Origin of the sequence: Bradyrhizobium sp. cir1, from assembly GCF_014198245.1 — a bacterium.
Lineage (GTDB): Bacteria > Pseudomonadota > Alphaproteobacteria > Rhizobiales > Xanthobacteraceae > Bradyrhizobium.
On the sequence record NZ_JACIHE010000017.1, the window covers coordinates 154,861 to 171,205 of the forward strand.

General features: G+C 58.1%; 12 protein-coding genes and 1 pseudogene. 9 read left to right on the top strand and 4 right to left on the bottom strand.

Annotated features, from left to right (window positions below):
• Positions 1–30: 30 nt before the first annotated feature.
• The 5 genes from rtxC (at position 31) to GGD63_RS28570 (ending at position 5,556) form a co-directional block, all read left to right on the top strand.
• The gene (rtxC, locus tag GGD63_RS28550; RefSeq protein WP_183246820.1) at positions 31–1,089 is read left to right on the top strand and encodes a dhydrorhizobitoxine desaturase; all 1,059 of its coding nucleotides are present in this window, start codon (positions 31–33) and stop codon (positions 1,087–1,089) included.
• 29 nt (positions 1,090–1,118) lie between these two features.
• The gene (locus GGD63_RS28555; protein WP_312013434.1) at positions 1,119–1,904 is read left to right on the top strand and encodes a gamma-glutamyl-gamma-aminobutyrate hydrolase family protein; all 786 of its coding nucleotides are present in this window, start codon (positions 1,119–1,121) and stop codon (positions 1,902–1,904) included.
• Positions 1,905–2,066: 162 nt separating this feature from the next.
• Positions 2,067–2,936, top strand: coding sequence for a DMT family transporter (locus GGD63_RS28560; RefSeq protein WP_312013435.1), 870 nt, complete (start codon positions 2,067–2,069; stop codon positions 2,934–2,936).
• Complete coding sequence (locus tag GGD63_RS28565) at positions 2,933–4,219, top strand: ATP-grasp domain-containing protein (RefSeq protein ID WP_183246826.1); 1,287 nt, start codon at positions 2,933–2,935, stop codon at positions 4,217–4,219. The genes GGD63_RS28560 and GGD63_RS28565 overlap by 4 nt, the downstream gene beginning before the upstream one ends.
• On the top strand, positions 4,219–5,556 hold the full coding sequence (locus tag GGD63_RS28570) for a glutamine synthetase (RefSeq protein WP_183246828.1): 1,338 nt from the start codon (positions 4,219–4,221) through the stop codon (positions 5,554–5,556). The genes GGD63_RS28565 and GGD63_RS28570 overlap by 1 nt, the downstream gene beginning before the upstream one ends.
• A 765-nt stretch (positions 5,557–6,321) precedes the next feature.
• On the opposite strand, the gene GGD63_RS40290 is transcribed toward GGD63_RS28570, so the two are convergent.
• Positions 6,322–6,504, bottom strand: a complete 183-nt coding sequence (locus GGD63_RS40290) for a plasmid pRiA4b ORF-3 family protein (protein WP_246785683.1) — start codon at positions 6,502–6,504, stop codon at positions 6,322–6,324.
• 290 nt (positions 6,505–6,794) lie between these two features.
• Between GGD63_RS40290 and GGD63_RS28580 the strand changes: the two genes are divergently transcribed.
• From GGD63_RS28580 to GGD63_RS28590, 3 genes are all read left to right on the top strand, one after another.
• Positions 6,795–7,115: a hypothetical protein gene (locus GGD63_RS28580; protein WP_246785684.1), complete on the top strand. Its 321-nt coding sequence runs from the start codon at positions 6,795–6,797 to the stop codon at positions 7,113–7,115.
• Positions 7,116–7,645: 530 nt separating this feature from the next.
• A complete protein-coding gene (locus GGD63_RS28585) occupies positions 7,646–9,892 on the top strand; it encodes a hypothetical protein (protein WP_183246830.1) in 2,247 nt (748 codons plus the stop codon).
• A gap of 296 nt (positions 9,893–10,188) precedes the next feature.
• Entirely contained in the window at positions 10,189–11,349 is a 1,161-nt protein-coding gene (locus GGD63_RS28590) for an IS110 family transposase (protein WP_183246832.1), read from the top strand.
• A gap of 497 nt (positions 11,350–11,846) precedes the next feature.
• Here GGD63_RS28590 and GGD63_RS28595 read toward each other — a convergent pair.
• Positions 11,847–12,482, bottom strand: a pseudogene (locus GGD63_RS28595) (IS5/IS1182 family transposase); the annotation flags it as partial.
• Between the two features lie 1,318 nt (positions 12,483–13,800).
• Between GGD63_RS28595 and GGD63_RS28600 the strand changes: the two are divergent.
• The gene (locus tag GGD63_RS28600; protein ID WP_246785685.1) at positions 13,801–14,220 is read left to right on the top strand and encodes a hypothetical protein; all 420 of its coding nucleotides are present in this window, start codon (positions 13,801–13,803) and stop codon (positions 14,218–14,220) included.
• Positions 14,221–14,309: 89 nt separating this feature from the next.
• Here the strand turns inward: GGD63_RS28600 and GGD63_RS28605 are convergent, their stop codons facing one another.
• Positions 14,310–14,906, bottom strand: coding sequence for an aminodeoxychorismate/anthranilate synthase component II (locus GGD63_RS28605; protein WP_183246835.1), 597 nt, complete (start codon positions 14,904–14,906; stop codon positions 14,310–14,312).
• Positions 14,903–16,297 carry an aminodeoxychorismate synthase component I gene (gene pabB, locus GGD63_RS28610; protein ID WP_183246837.1) on the bottom strand — a complete coding sequence of 465 codons (1,395 nt, stop codon included), beginning with the start codon at positions 16,295–16,297 and terminating at the stop codon, positions 14,903–14,905. Before pabB ends, GGD63_RS28605 begins: the two co-directional genes overlap by 4 nt.
• Positions 16,298–16,345: the final 48 nt, after the last annotated feature.

A 16,345-nucleotide genomic window follows, 5' to 3' on the forward strand; every position in this document is an offset into this window, starting at 1 on the left:
AACCTGCAAGGCGATCAGGAGGAGGTTCTCATGAATCAGGCAGACGCTTGGAAATTGAGGTCATCACGCTATGAGGCCGTTCAATTCAGCCGAGAAATCAATAGGCAGCTCTCCGAGCTGAGGCCCGACAACATAACGGGAGCGGCATATATTGCCAAAGATTACGCTGTCATCACAGCGTGCACGCTCGCGACTGTGTCGGTCTCATGGTGGCTCTACCCGCTGGCGGTCCTCCTGATTGGTGCCTATCAGCGCGGATTGACAACCATCGCTCATGATGCGGCTCACCGCACGCTCGCGAAGAACACGACCTGGAACTACGTCCTGGGCATTCTGTTCGCTTCCTATCCCTTGTTCCAGCGCCACTGGGCCTACCGGATCTCGCACGTCTATTTGCATCATCCCTATCTCGGAGACCCGGACAAGGATCCCGACCTGAAGTTCTTCCTGGCCAGCGGTGTTTACGACGTGCAGCCTCCGGAGCGGTACGCTTTCAACATGATCTGGAAGCCGATCTTCGGCGGCGCGACAGTAGCGTATCTGAAGTATCTTTGGACCAATCGATTTTCGATCACAGATGCCGAGGATCAGAGCCGCTCAGGCATACTTATCGACAAGTATGGCTTCTATCTCTTCTGGATCAGCATCCTGGCCGGGTCATATGCTGTTGGGCTGCTCCATATCATCGTCCTGTTTTGGATCGTGCCCTATCTCACCACGTTTCAGGTCCTCGGCTGGTTTATCGAGCTAGCCGAGCACTCACCTATGTGCGAAACCGAGACGCAGAACGTCTATCTCACCAGGAATCGGAAAGGAAATTTCCTCGAGCGGGCCATCCTTGGGCAGAATCTGGATGAGTACCATCTTGAGCATCACCTTTCGCCGGGTATCCCATTTTGGCTGTTGCGCAAAGCTCAGAAAATCCGAATGCAGGATCCGAACTATGCGAAGGTTGCCGCGACCTGGGGCGGACTCTTTGGCAAGGGACCTCAAGGTCAACCTAGCGTCATAGGTCAGTTAAAAGAGCGAAATCGACGCTTGTATGAGCAGGCCGTTGCCGAGATTCGCGCGCGAGGGCAGGTCGCGTGACGTTGCTAGGGCCAGAGAGCACCCGAGCCGTGGTCGGCGTCACTTCGAACCGTCTTCTGATCGATGGTGTGCATCGCGACTGGTTGCGGCTTAAGTACTTGCAGGCACTTCATCGTCATGCGGGAGTGGCTTGCGTCATATTGCCGACGGTGGACGCCGAAGATGCGAGAGAGGAGGTCGCCCCGGCGATCATGCGCCGGCTCGACGGCTTGGTGTTGACAGGTGATGAATCGAACATCGACCCCGCCGTCCTGAGAGCGCCTGCGTCCTTGGCGGAGGATGACCGGCAAGACGTTGAGGTTGGGTTCCTTGACCGTCCGCGGGACAGGCTCTCTGCCGCAACTATAGAGAGCGCCATCGCGCTCGGAATGCCAATTCTGGGCATCTGCCGTGGGCTTCAGGAACTCAACGTCTATTTCGGCGGCACGCTCCGCTCATCGCTTGCGGAGTGGAGGCCGGAAAGTGGCGCGATGCATGCCGAGAAGCCAGATCGTTCAAGAGACCGTCAGTACGACGCCGCGCACAGCGTCAGCATATGTTCCGATGGCGCGCTCTTTCCAATCGCGCGGACGATCGAAGCGCAAGTCAACTCGCTGCACAATCAAGGCATCGAGGCGCTTGCGCCGGCGCTGAGGCGGGAGGCGTGGGCGCCTGATGGTTTGGTCGAGGCGGCTTCGGTCATTGGCGCCCCGACCCTGCAAATCGGTGTGCAATGGCACCCCGAATGGCACGTCTCAAGCGATCTCCTCAGCAAGCAACTGTTCAAGGCATTTGGAGAGGCGTGTGTTGGATACTACCGAACGAAGAAGAACTAGAGGCGGATTGTGACATTTCGAACCAAACGTGGTCCGTGCACGTCGAAAGGACAGTTTCTCGGAGCCGACGCACGCGTCCGGTCCTGCGAGGGCGGTGCGCCGCCTCGCGGGCACAGGAAGACTGGACGATTGGTGAATCGCTTCGCTCTGGGAGTGTTCTTTGTGGCGCTTTACGTCGTCGTGAGCGCGGCAGGCGAGGTTTATGCGGCGTCGTATTTTCAGCAAGCGGATGTGTTCGTCGCGCTCCTGCTGTCCTTCGCTGCGGTTTGTCTGATGTTCAATCTCCTGGCTCGCCACCGGGGAGGCGGGGCAACGGTGACGAAATGGTCGCTCCTGGTCTTTGTCGCGCTCAATGTCGTGACAGCAATCAGCTGGATCGGCTTATTTATCGGACTGAAATACGCAGAACCCGCGATCGTCGTCGCCTTCATGGTGGCGCTGGGACCCACCGCAACAGCGTGGTTGGACGCACTGATCAGGCGCCAGGGTGCCCCTCCAGCATCCGATATTGTCGTGAGCGTTACGATCGCAACGATCGGAACTTACATGATTTGGATCTCGGCCAGCGGCAATGCAGGCGTGGAGTGGGGGGCTCGATCGTCCTTTGGCATCGTCTTGGCAATCGTGGCCGGCCTATCGCTGGCCCTTACAAATATACTTGTCAAACTGCTCTTCGACCGTGGGTTTTCTGGCCGACAAGTCCTGGCGCATCGCTTTTATGGAACAATTCTCTTGCTGCTGGGAGTGGTCGATCATTCATCTATCTTGCCTGAGATCTCGCAGCATTGGTTTGCGATCGCGGCAATTGGGCTGTCGACGATCCTTATTCCTTTGCTCTTGATCCAGCAGGGCATTCGGCACGTAGAGCCGTTCACCGTCAACACGGTCCTGTCCACCGCCCCTATCATCACCTTCCTGTTCCAGTACTTCGATTCTCGTATCGTACCTTCGTCACATACGTTCATTGGAAATGTTTTCATTACGGCTGTTGCTGTCGGCAACATCTACTTGCAGTATCGGAGATCCGCATGAAAGAACGGAATTGTGTAATCGTAGACGCATACTCTACCGGACGATACCTACCGGAAGAGTTCAAGCGCTATGGAATTGGAACGGTGCATGTGATGTCGGCTGCACAGATTCCGCCCATATTCCAATCGCATTTCAATGCGGATCTGTATGGTGAAGTCATTCGCCCTAGAGAGCGCATGGGGTATGACGACATCGTTGAATATCATCTTCAGGCTCTCCATGGCCGAGAATTGGAGTTCGTTATCGCGGGCTGCGAGACCGGAGTTGAACTCGCCGATTCTTTGTCGGAGCGGCTGGGCTTACCATCAAATGGGACCGCGCTATCCGCTGCTCGGCGTGACAAAGCGCGATTGTCTTGCGCGCTCACCTCTGCAGGCGTGCGATCGATCAGGCAAGTCGTGTCCGACAGTCCTGTAGAGATCGCGAGCTGGAAGCGCGAAGCGAAGTTCGATCAGATCGTGATCAAGCCTCTGAACAGTACGGGTACCGAAGATGTATTCTTCTGCTCGACAGATGCTGATATTCAGCGGGCTCTTAGCGCAATTGTCGGGAAGACGAACCGTGTCGGAGCGTTGAATCGTTTTGCCCTTGGGCAAGAAAAAATAAACGGCCAGCAATATACCGTAAATGCTATCTCGATCGACGGGGAAGCCTTCGTTACGGAGGGCTGGACCTATGACACGGTTCCTATTGAGAGGGCATCGTCGGTCTGCTCACTTGAGAGATTGTTGGATGGCAGCGAACCAATCGTTCAGGAACTGTCCGACTACTTGGTGCGTGCGTTGCAAGCACTACAGATCGTCGACGGACCGGCTCATGCTGAGATCATCGTCGATCATCGGGGACCGGTCCTGGTGGACTTCGGAGCGAGGCTTCAAGGGACCATGTCGGCAAAAGCACGAACGATGGCGTTGGGGCACAACCATATGACCCTGACGGCCTGGCGCTACGCAGATCCCAAGGGCTTTGGCGAATATATGAGGCTGCGCGGGCCCTACAAGCGGCAGGCTCACGCACTTTGCGTCTCGCTGATCTCAGATATGGGCGGTGTCGTTGCCGGTTATCCGGGACTCGAAGCAATCCGCAAGCTCCCGAGCTTCGCGGATGCCATTGCATTCGTTCCGATTGGTCAAGAGCTAGTTCCCACGATCGACTTGGCGTCAACACCAGGCATCGTTTATCTCGTGAATAGCGACTTGACTGAGCTTGAGAGTGACTATCGCAAGTTGCGAGCAATGCGGATGGACCAGGTGTTCGAGTTAGTGATGCAGGACCGCGACTAATGCCAACTGATCCCAGGTTGACCGGAGCGAATCCACCCCGCGTGGCGATGGTCGGCGCAAGCGACTTCGATGGCGTTCTGCGAGGCAAACACGTCTTGGGTGAAAATCTCTCCGATGGAGATAAAGTTATCAAGTTCTCTGAAGCGGTGCTGGCGTGGGATTGTACGGACCGGGTCATTCCGGCCAGTTTCACGCAAAAGCCGCTATCAGCGTTCGGAGATGCTGACCTGCGTATTCTGTCAGGCACCGGCCGTTCGGTGTCTCATCTCGGCGATCTATATCTCTACCTCGCGGAGTTCGCGGGTGCACATGAGAACATCTGCCCGCGCGGTGTTCTGCGTAAGGTTCTGCGAAGGGCTGCTGAACACGGATACGACTGCACTGCCGGGTTCGAGTTTGAATTCATGCTGTTTAAGGAGAACGCAGACACGATTGAAGAAAAGCCGTTCGGCGAATGGGCTCCTTTAACTCGCGGCCCGTTCGGCTACTCGATTGCGCGCTCTGTCGCGCAACATGAGCTGTTCGATGAGATCTTGGCGCTTTGTGACAAGGCTAGAATACCTCTCAGCGGACTGCACTTTGAAACGGGACCTGGCGTGGTCGAAGCGTCACTTCGCCATTGTGATGCGCTGGAAGCTGCCGATCGAGCAATCATATTCAAGTCGATGATAAAGGCCTGGGCGCAAACGCGAGGCATGATGGCTACATTTATGGCCAAGGTTTCCGAGGAATGGCCCGGCCAGTCCGGGCATATTCACATCTCGATGTCCTCGGATAGTCAGAATGCGTTTTACGACAGTGATGCGTTCGGCAACGTCTCGAAGCTTATGAGGCAATTCATCGCCGGACAACTAGAATACATGAATGAGTTCTGTGTGCTCGCTGCGCCGAACTTCAACAGCTACAAGAGATTGGTACCTGGCTGCTGGGCACCAATCTGTCCAAGCTGGGGAGTTGACAACCGCTCCTGCGCGGTTCGCGCCATTCCGGGAGAGCCATCTGCCCATCGCCTGGAGTATAGGCTGCCTGGCGCAGACCTGAACCCATATCTCGCGCTCGCATGTGCGATTGGTTCAGGAATATTGGGTGTCGAGACAGGTCCGGCACTACCGGCTTCGATCGTCGGTGATGCAAGCGCGGAAATGTGTCGTCCGTCCGCGAGACTGCCTCAAAGCCTATCAGAGGCAACTTCTCGGTTTGCAGAGTCTGCAGCGGCAAGTGATGTCTTCGGAGAAAGGTTTGTTGAAGCGTTTTCTTGCTCGCGCCGTTGGGAGTGGGAAGCCGTTCAACATCGGGTCACCGACTTTGAACGTCGGAGATACTTCGAGATCATTTAGCTTGAGCTCTTCGACAGTTCTGAACTTCATTCCTCTGGCCGGTGCCGGCCGCACTATTGCGGCTGCCGGTTCCGCTGATGTTGGACTTCATACAGAGCAAATGTGCGTTAATCGTTAAGTGAGGACCTCGGGAACGCTGAGGAGGTCTGCTGTTATCTGCTCTGTGGCAGCAACCGCGATTGCTCCGTTGGGATGCTAGGTTATGTCTAACGTCCGGTCCTTCTCGTGAGCTTTACATCGGCAAGCAGATGGTGGAGCTCAAGATGCGCCCGGTTGGTAGCTATCCCTCGCAAGCGGTCGAGCAGGTGCCGTGGTGCGCGCGCTTGCCTGGGTTGTTCCCACAGCGCCAAGACAAGCGCTGCGGTCCGTCAGCCAGAAACTCACTCCGGCTGAAGTGAGCGAGCTGAAGTCCGCCGCCTCTTCATTGCCGAGTTGGCTTGCGAGACCGGTAAGCGGACTGTAAGCGTAGCTCTGCGGCCCTTTCGATGATTGACGCTTGACATCTATTTGAGCCGCGTGCCGCGCCGCCGCGGCTTCCAAATTTTGGACAATGTGTTGACGGCGGCCTCGAGCATCTTGCCGGTCGACGACGTTGGGAACTGTGCAGGCCCCAAAGGCGCATACTTTCATGTTCGAGTTGAGTAGGGTCGCCGCTGGCATCGAGGTATTCGGCATAGCCGGGCGCACCGCCGACGTCCTCGAGCAGGAGGGAAGTCCCTCTATCGTCGCGGTGTCGAACCATTTTTCGAGTTTGATCACTTAGTCTCAGCTGTCACCGAAGTCATAGAGATAATGGATCGTCTTCGCGCCGGTCTCCTGAACGATATTGGCGAGCCGCGTCTGGCGATGCATCAATGGGCCGAGGGCCAAAATCTCCATCGGGATCAGGGATACCCCGACGTCCTTCGCCGGCCAGGAACTCGAAGAGATGGTTGGTCGTCCAGCCAAACGCCGCCAGCGTCAGATGCAGTCGATCAAGGCGCAGCGTGAGCGGCACGAAGGCATCGCGTCACCTCCGGTTTCACATCCTTGAGGGTCACCTTGATCCGGATCGCGGTCGTGTTCAGGCTCATGCCGCCAGCCTCGGATCATGTGCATGCATCGTGTAGATCGACGCCCAAGCTGTCCAAGGCTGCCAGGAGATGCAGTCCATTGATTGGAAACCACCTTGACAGCGCTTCCGATACGTCAGGCGATGAGTTCAGCATTGAAGATTGAAGCGGTGGGAGCCATTTTCTTTGGGTAGCGCTTTCGAAAATCGCAGCGTTGATTGCCTCAAAGCAGTTGGAAAGGCCGGCGGGGACCTGACAACGCTCTTGCCGATGTTTCTGCTGATACCCTTCGGCGGTATCCTTCTCGTCTTCGGATATGCACCTGGGATACAAGCATCTCGAGAATATCTGCATAATCATCTCGATATCGGTGGGAGCAATTTTGGTGGTGGAACCGATTCTCACGCTTCTGCTGTTTCGAGACGGGCCAACGGTAGGTTCGCCGATATCGGATTGGCGCTCGGTGTGTTTGGCACGCTCACTGCGCTATTTATGAGCGCATTCTAAGTGCGTTTAACTGGGCAGCATCCTCGGCGAGGTGTCCTATTCTGAAAAGGACTTGCGCAACGTAGGATCTGCTCACTCCAACGCGAGAAGAAGAGGTTGTTTTGACGGAACGTTCCACATCGAGCCAGATCTACGCATTGTTGGATCCGAAACTCTTTGGTCGAACAATAGCATCTCCTCCCGGTTAGTAAGAGCTTTGCTGCTGCCGAAAGTCTGAGAATCGACATCCTGCGGTTCGCCATGCTCGACGGCTTTCGGTATTCGGGAGTGACTTTGGCAGGGGTATTCTGGCAGCGCCCATTTCCATACTGGTCACGGCGAGGCAACGGGATGCGGACAGGCGCTACAATCGACTATCCCGCACCTTATGGGTCATCCCCTATTGCTGCCTCAGCACCACTACAGCTTCCGTGAAATTGGAACTCGGACGGCGGGGTTGTGCATCAGCAAAGCATCCTTCGTCAGCCAACCGTCAGCCAGACGGCCTATCCAGGGGCGCTGCGCATTGTTGACCGTATGGGAGATGGAACATGACGGGCATTGGCCGACCTGGCGAACCGCACGTTGGGGCTGCAGGAGTCGACAGCACGTCGGGATCGAGCAGTGCGCATTCGGAGCCAAATTTTGTCCCTGCGGAAGGCCACCGAGTTTTCAACTCCGTCGTGGAGCGGATGCGCTTAGCGCCTGAAGATACGCTCGCGAGCCTGCCCTCAGGTTCGGGTGTGGCAGTCCCCATCTCCTCAAGCGGTGAGGGGATCAACGCAGCGAAACAAAATATGGACGGCCTGCTTGAGGAACTTGATGCTTGCCACAGTGCTGCCATGGGCGCTCAGACCTCGTCTGAGGCGCAAGAGCTGATCGATCAGGTTGTCAAAGCAAGCGCAGCAGTTCTGGACTACTACGCGAGCCTGTCTCCAGATGTGGCCCGCAGCATTCTGTCCGACGATCAGGCTTGCCGAGTTCGTGACCGGGCTCTGGATGCGGGGAACGAATGCAACGCGCTGGCCGCACCGACTATCTACGCCTTGGAGCAGAGTAGGGAGAATGCGGGAAAGATACTCGAGCGGATGCGCCAATCCAATGCTCCGCCCGACCAACTGATCCGAGTGGCTTCCAGTGCGGCGAAACACTATTTGGCTTGCACGGAGTGGTGGGAAAAGAAGGCATTGCGCTCTGAACGGATGCAGTTCGTCTGCGCAGCCACTGCCAACTTGCCAAGTGCAACGGCCGAAATGCGACAGGCCGAACAGGCGACACTACGGCTGCATACCGGCTGGGCATTGAATACGAGGTGCGTGCATCTGCAATCGCAAATCCTTCTCGCGCGGGTCATGATTGAGTCGCACGCGAGCACGCTCGACCCGGCCGTCAGGCAAATCCTCTTGGGTGAGAACGGTCGGGCACGTCTACTCGGAACCTTCATGGGCGATGTTGTTCCGGCATTCCTCTCAACGGGCGACGCTGTTCTGAACAGGAAAGGACAAGCCCTCGACGCAGACCACTGCGCCGTTCTGGAAGGGGTCATGGAGCGGCTATCGGAATTTGCGTCGGCGTTGCCCAACATGGTTGCCGAGCTAAGGAATAAGGGAGCAGGTCCCGAGCTTCCGTTGGATCTGTTGGATCAGATCGTGGAAGGATCGTGGGTCACTGCCCATGAGGTCATGCGCCTGCTAGCAGTGCAGCCGAAGACACCAGCCATCATTGCACCGCCAACGGAGGCTGGCCTTGCGTTACCGGCCGACGCTGCCGGCAACGACCCGGCGGCCGAAGGCAGTCCAGCGCGAAGGAAAGGGAAGGGCAAGCGCAGGCAGGCCGGAGGTGCGGGGAGTTCGGCAGCCGGGCAGCCCGAGCCGCAGCTCGCTAGGCCCGACGCCGACACGACGCGAACCACCAAGGTTATTGTGCTCTCGGATCTGGGCACGAAGAAACTCGCGAGCGCGGAGGAAGCGCATACGAGGATGTCATCGTCGGCGAGGGAACACTTGGCGATATGGCAGGCTCCGCCATCGAAGGAGACAGTGAAGCGCCTGCTCGCGCGATTGGACGAACTCTTGCAATTCGATCTGCGCAGTGAGCAAAGAGCCATTTCGCAAGCGCGCCACATGAAGCCCGAAGATGCCGACCACGTCGTGGACACCGTGGTTGAGCGGCTGCAGAGCCAATCTGCGGAGATTGAGGCCTGTGTAGCCGCGCTGGACGAACCTCGCCGACGCGGCCTACTCACGCCTATGCAAGTGCCCGAAGTGCACGACAAAATAGTCCGCCTCAAGGCGATGTTGTCGGAGGTTCAGGGGCAGGCACATGCTTTGAAGGCGCGAAAGGCTTCGATCGAGATCGATTGCATGAAGACCTACGCGTTTCCCTCGCAGAAGTACCTCGAGCGGTTGCAGGCGGCCGAGGAGTTTGCTCCCTTGGAGTCACCGCGCGCGTTGAAGGGTGAGCCAGGAACGCTGTTCGAGATCAAGCTGCAGCCTACGCCACTGCGCAATGGTACGGTGAATCCGATGTGGGTGCACATCCATACGAAGCGGCCGGTCTATGCGTGGCAGTTAACGACATTGGATGACGCCGAGTTCGCCGCTTGCCACGTGAAATCCAACGAACAGCGCGGCTACAATCGCCTCTGGCAGAACGCTCGAGCTGCAACGGGTCACGAAGACGTCGTGATCCATCGCGGCAAGCTCACGCCTGCGTTCTGCAAGTCCTTGTTAGGTTCCGCTTTTAGCGGCTATCCAGGGTATCCTGTTGCCGGAACGGAGCGCGCGGCGCGCAGGTGACTCAATACGAGACTAGCTAAGCGACTCGATAGAGCGCCGCTTGTGGTACGGCATCGGTCTTCTTCGCATCCGGATCCTGTGGCCGAATGAACCGCACCTTGGGGCTCCGCAGGCTCCAACTCCTGAGTTAAGAAGCCGGATTGAGCTGTGTTGGAGAGGCGAGCGTTCGCCATTAGCAACTCCAGGAAGAGGCCCAAGAGTTCTCTGAGCCAGGCGAGGATGCGGCGGAAGATACTATGGGGCGACCGGCAAAGGCGTGAGAGTATTAAGGCTGGTCATGAGCAATGGAGCACCCCATGCAAAAGGCAAACGATCTCGGCCGGTCTTCCACGGTCCTGGAACAAGATAGCACGCTGATCGCAGTCATTGAGATGAGCCTCTCAAGCTGGCTCGTCGCTGGAATCGTTCCCGGGTTGGATCGTCATCCGTTGAAGAAGCTTGGCGCCGACGAAGACGCGCTGATCCTGTTGCTACACCGCTGGCGCGAGGAGGCGACGAAGTGTGGGCACGCGATCACACGCATAGCGGTCGCCTTTGAGGCGGGGCGCGATGGTTTTTGGCTGGCTCGCTGGCTGCGAGCGCGTGGCGTTGAGGCCTTCGTTATCCACGCAACAAGCGTCGCCGTCCCCCGCGAGCACCGGCGGGCTAAAACCGATCGTCTCGACACCGAGCATTTGAAGCGCGCTCTTCTCGGTTGGCTACGCGGAGAGCCGAACCATTGCCAAATGGCGGCAATCCCAAGTCTCGATGAAGAGGACGCCCGACGTCCGAACCGCGAGCGTGAGAACCTTGTCAGCCAGCAGACCAGCATTGTCAATCGAATGAAGGCATGTCTCGCTCGCCTGGGTATTCGCAAGTTTAAGCCGACGCTGCGTCATGCGTCAAAGCAGCTCGAGACGCTGCGCACGCCGGAAGGGGTACTTCTGCCGCCCAACACTGTCGCCGAGATGCGCCGGGACATGGTCCGCCTTCGCCTCGTCAGGGAGCAGATCAGGGAGATCGAGGCGGCTCGATTACAGCGTTTGCAGGTTTCCGAGAGCGGTGCGAACGCGATGGTCAAATTGCTGGCGCGGATTATTGGCGTTGGAGTCGAAACAGCGGACATGCTCGTGCATGAGATCCTCTCTCGGCAATTGAGAGATCGCAGAGCGGTCGCGCGTTACGCGGGCCTCACGGGCGCTCCCGATGAGAGCGGCAAGCGAAGACGGGAGAAAGGCCTTGCACGCGCTGGCAATGCTCGGGTACGGCGTGGGATGATCCAACTGGCCTGGCGTTTTCTCCTCTTCCAAAAGGACAGCGCATTAGCCCAATGGTTCCGCACTCGCGCGGCCGACGCGCGCGGCGGTACGCGCAAGACCATGATCGTGGCGCTGGCGCGCAAATTGCTCATTGCGTTCTGGCGCCTGACGACGACAGGCGAAATACCTGTCGGGATCAAGTTACGCCCGGTAGCATGAACGCGAGACAAGACACCTCGATTGGGGCTTGGCGAAGCAATCGCTGAACCCTGATACTCCGAGGTGGCGGTGACCCGCGCCACAACTTGGTCCATATGACCTCGCGGAAGAATGGGCCCGCTGCCCGAGCTTCGCTTGAGATGCGCATTGCTGCATCATGGTCGAAGATTGCGTTCGACCGCATACAAGTATGCGGCGCGATGGCCGCCGGATATTGCAAGCTCCCTCGGAATGTCTCTCAATCGCCATGCCATGGAGAGTTTGTGGTTACGCCCTGCCGCCCGACCATGCTCAGGCCCACCAAGGGGATGGGCCCCCCCTCTCCGCCGCCGTCGCTCGCCAGCGCTGCGCTTTGGGGCAAGCGAGCGACGGCGGCTCCGAGGGGATGGCTTCGTCGGGACCCCAACGATCAATTTGCTGAACTTGACGTCACACGACTGCCCCACCCAAAGGAAAAGAATTGCCTAAGAGCTCTTGACAGGAAACACCCCATACAAGTTGTGGCCGACGGCTGAGAGGACGACGTTGGCGGCGTCGCCGGCGCGGCCTAGAGGTAGCAGCGGCCGAGGTCGCCTTCGGCCTTCATGTGCCCGATGATGGGCTCGATGGCAGAGCGACGGCGCAGCTCGAGCTTGATGACACCGAAGACGCCGCGCTTCTGGCCGGAGATGAAGCGCGACGGGGATTTTGCGCATTGTGGCCGCGGTACCCCTTGTCGACATAGGCCCGCTCGATCGGACAGCCGGTGAGCGTCTCGGTGGCTCGATGACGTCCCGCAGGGGGGGGCCCATCATACGGATTGTCGGGCATTGCGCTCGCGTGCAGCACGAACAGGCCGCCGGGAGCGCGGCGATTGTTGGTGACGACGGAAGCATTCACGCCGAACTCGTAAGGCGCGGCGGCCTTGGCTTTGCCGATGCACTCCACCTCCGGAGCATGGAAGGAATAAAGCTTCCAGCCGCGCTGGCGCTGCTGCTGCGAACGAATCTGCGCGGCCCGGCCGAGTGGAAGGGCGAAGGCCTCCTCCAGTGCCGCTGGCCCTCGATGTTGCGGCGAATGTCGCGAATGATCCGGCCGAGCCTGCTACGCAGGATGCGCAACTATCGCTGATGCCGCCTGAACTGTTTGGCGTGAGGCCGGGGGCATGGATGCCGTCGGGCGTGGCACGAAGTCATTTTGGTGCCGGTCACGTGCCGCCAACATGATCGTAAAAGCCGCGAGGAGGATTAGGAGAACCCGCATGCAACAAGCATTACTCGAGACGATATATCGCAATTATGAAACGGCTCACATCCCGTGCCTTGGAGGAGGGGAGCTCTTACGGGGCATCCCACCCACACAGCCTATTGGCCAGCAAACACCTCACAAATTTTGATACTCGTTCGTTCTCGCCGGTAGCCGCCGAACAGCGGGACGATCGCGCGCAAAAAATGCATTTTCCCCTGCAGACCGCAGGAATAGTGCAGCGAATTTGAGTAGTAATCCGTTGATTGGCTATTCAACGCGAAAGGCAGCCGCCCCCTCGTGCTGCTTCCGGGCGCCATGAAGGACGGCTCATGCGCAATCATGACATTGTGTCCGGCAGCCTGTTGGCGCTGACCGCCGCGGGCCTTGCGCTGCTTTGCTCTAGCCTGCTCGCATTTGCGTTCATTTAGATCCCGCTGTCGACCTTTGTGGCGCTGGGATCCCTGCGAGACCTCACGCAAGACGGTACGCAGCCGGACAGGGGCGCTGGGATGGTTTTCCGGCGGTTGCAGATGATCTGCTCAGGCATCCGTAGGGATCCGCTTCCTCGAATCGCCTCGTTTTCGCATGTAGTGCCCGTCTTTCTGAGCGGCCGACCTGATCTCCTGGCCGGGCTTCGTGCAGTTGCCCATAACAACGTAAGTCCCCCTCCATCGAACGATATAGTTAGCCTTATGGTTGCGCTCGCATCAGGCGTTTTTGCTTGGATTGCGCAGCATTTTTGCGCCAGATCAATCTTCGGCGCGACAACTATCGATCCTCGAACAATCAGGCACAGGAGCGCTGGAACCTAGCAAATCCCCGACGCGCACAGCCTTCGGTGAGGCGGCCCCTCAAGAGCAAGCAGATATGAATGTGCTTCACGGGTAATCCCCTCTACCGGCCCTCATTATTTACCTCACTACCTGCAGCGCAATGCGGAGCTCGTAAAAACCCTGGTGCGATCAAGCCCCGGCTTTGGGGACAACATTGCTGAAAACGATGCAGCGGGGTTGCGGCCCGCGGCAGCTCTTGACCATCTTCTGCGATCGCGGCAACGAGAACACCCAAAGCAGATCGAGAGGATGAGAGCGGGGTGTGGCTGTGACGGATCAATCCCAAGCATCGGAGTTGCCGCCGGTCCTGCAGAGACCGTCGAAAGGCTTTCGGTGGATCTTTGCTCTTCTAGCCGTATTGCTCGTTCTTTGCGCCGGAGGAGCCTATTTTTTGACGAATATCGAAACGTTCGCCGAGGCGCTGCCGGCGCGTGAAGTCGTGCCTCCCACGCTTGGCTTGTCGCCTGAGGATAGAGACGTCCTTTTAGGGATCCAATCAGGGCAGCAGAAGACAGCCGCTGAAATTGCCGAGCTCAATCGCAACGTCGATGCGCAGCAAGCCGAGCTAAAGCGGATCTCGGATCAGATCGCAGCCCTGACCCAGAGAATCGAGGAGCTGCAGAATCCGGCGCTTGTTGCTTCTCCTCCTGCTGCTTCTCCTCCTGCTGCTTCTCCTCCTGCTGCTTCCCCGCCGCCCGTGCGCACCACATCCAAGCCGGCCAAGAGAGACGTCCGGCCCTCGAAACCGCAAGGTCCGGTTTCTGTCGGAGGCGCGCAGCTGACTGCGGAGCCGAGCACGGAACAGCGCTAATTACCACAAAAGGCCTGCCATATGAAGCTGCGCCTTCCGACCACGCCGGAAACCAACGGTCCACCCTCTTGATCGGCAGGCCGAGCCTCTCATTGCTCCGCGTGGTTTCGGAAATCCTCTGTGAGTCGCAAGAAGTTCGTAAGCAGGACATGCCCCTGTGAGGTAAGTATCGACTCGGGATGGAACTGGACCCCATAGGTGGGATAATAGCCGTGCGTGAGGGCCATGATCTCGCCTTCCTCCGAACGCGCTGTCACTATGAGGTTCTGCGCACATGACTGATCAAGCTCGACGATAAGAGAATGGTAGCGTCCGACGTCAAGCGGGGTTGGTAGCCCCTCGAATAACCCTCGGCCGTCATGCGCAACGTATGAGCGCCGACCGTGCATGGGCCGATGCGCACGCGCCACCCGTCCTCCGAAAACGCTCGCAATACACTGATGTCCAAGGCAGATGCCGAGAATTGGTACGCGTCCTGAAAGTTCGCGAACCACTGCTGTCGATATTCCTGCCTCAGTTGGGGTGCAGGGGCCGGGCGATATGACCACCGCGCGCGGCTTGAGACCAACGAGCTCGCCGATGCTGATAGCGTCGTTTCGGATCACTTCCGTTGCTTCGCTGAGCTTGTGGAAATAGCGGGCAATGTTGAACACGAAGGAATCGTAATTATCGATGATGACAATCAAAATGCACCAGCTGGTTCAGAACCAAATGCATCAAAAATTCGCTCTGCCTTGGCGAGCGTTTCCTCGTATTCGGCCTCGGGCTCCGACAGGGCCGTTATACCGCCGCCCGCATGAAACAGTGCCAAGTCGCCATCGATTGTGACAGTGCGGATCGCAATATTTGTGTCCATGTGCCCGTTGAAGCCGATGAAGCCGATCGCCCCGCAATAGACCTCTCGCGCTACGCGTTCGATTTCTGTAATAATTTGCATCGACCGCAGCTTTGGTGCTCCCGTAATGGAGCCGCCGGGAAAGCAAGCACGGAGCAGGCTAACGGCGTCTTCGTCTCCGGCAAGTTTCCCCGTAACGATCGACACGAGATGGTGCACCGAGGCATAGGACTCGAGATTGCACAGGGCCGGAACCTCGACCGAATGCGCAGTGCAAACGCGTGACAGATCGTTACGCAAAAGGTCGACAATCATCGTGTTCTCGGCATGATCCTTCTCGGAAGTGAGGAGAACAGCCGCACGGCGGTGGTCTTCCTTGGAATCAGGCGAACGCGAGATCGTGCCCTTGATCGGTCGTGTCTCGACTTGTCGCCCCTCAAGCTTCAGGAATCGTTCCGGCGAGCTTGATGCGATGGTCAACTTTCCCCATCGCAGCAGGGCCGCAAAAGGCGCCGGATTCAATGATCGTAGCTGGCAATAGAAGGCGAGCGGATCAAACGAGGTCGACAGGCGGGCACTGAAACGCTGCGCAATATTCGTCTGGAACACGTCACCCGCGAGGATCAAGTCGATCACGCGTTGTACCGCCGCAATGTAGCCCTCGCGGCTGAAGTTCGAGCGCCATGCGCCCGCTTTGCTGGGACAACCCTTCTGTGGCGCCTTTGGACCGGCAAGCAATGCTGCAAACTCGTCGCCTCGACGACGCGCTCGTTCGCTCCGTCGCACGCGATCCTGCTCCGGCCATCCGGTCGAGACGATCCAGCATTTGTTATCCCGGTGGTCGAAGCTGATGACCACGTCATAGAAATGCAGGATGGACTGGGGCAAACCCAGACCGGCAATTGCCGGCGCCGACAATCGCTCCAATGTCCTGTTCATGTCGTAGGCAAAGTAGCCGGCCGCTCCTCCCTGGAACGGCGGGAGATCGGGGCGATTCTCTTGCGGGTACTTCGCGAGTAGCATGCGAAGGACCTTCCATGGATCGGCCTCGAGAGTCAGTCCATTCCAACTGGCTTGGCCGTTCGCGACCCTGTAGGTGCTGAACGGGTCGCACGTTAGATATGAGTAGCGCCCAAGCAGCTCGTGCCTTGCTGCGCTATCGAGAAACGTGAGATGCGATCGATGCCCAAGACGTCGCATCGCTGTGACAGGTTCAACCCAATGCAACTGGCGAACGTACATCTGACTATCGGTCACCGGCGGCTGACGTCGTAAAAGTGCCGTACCATT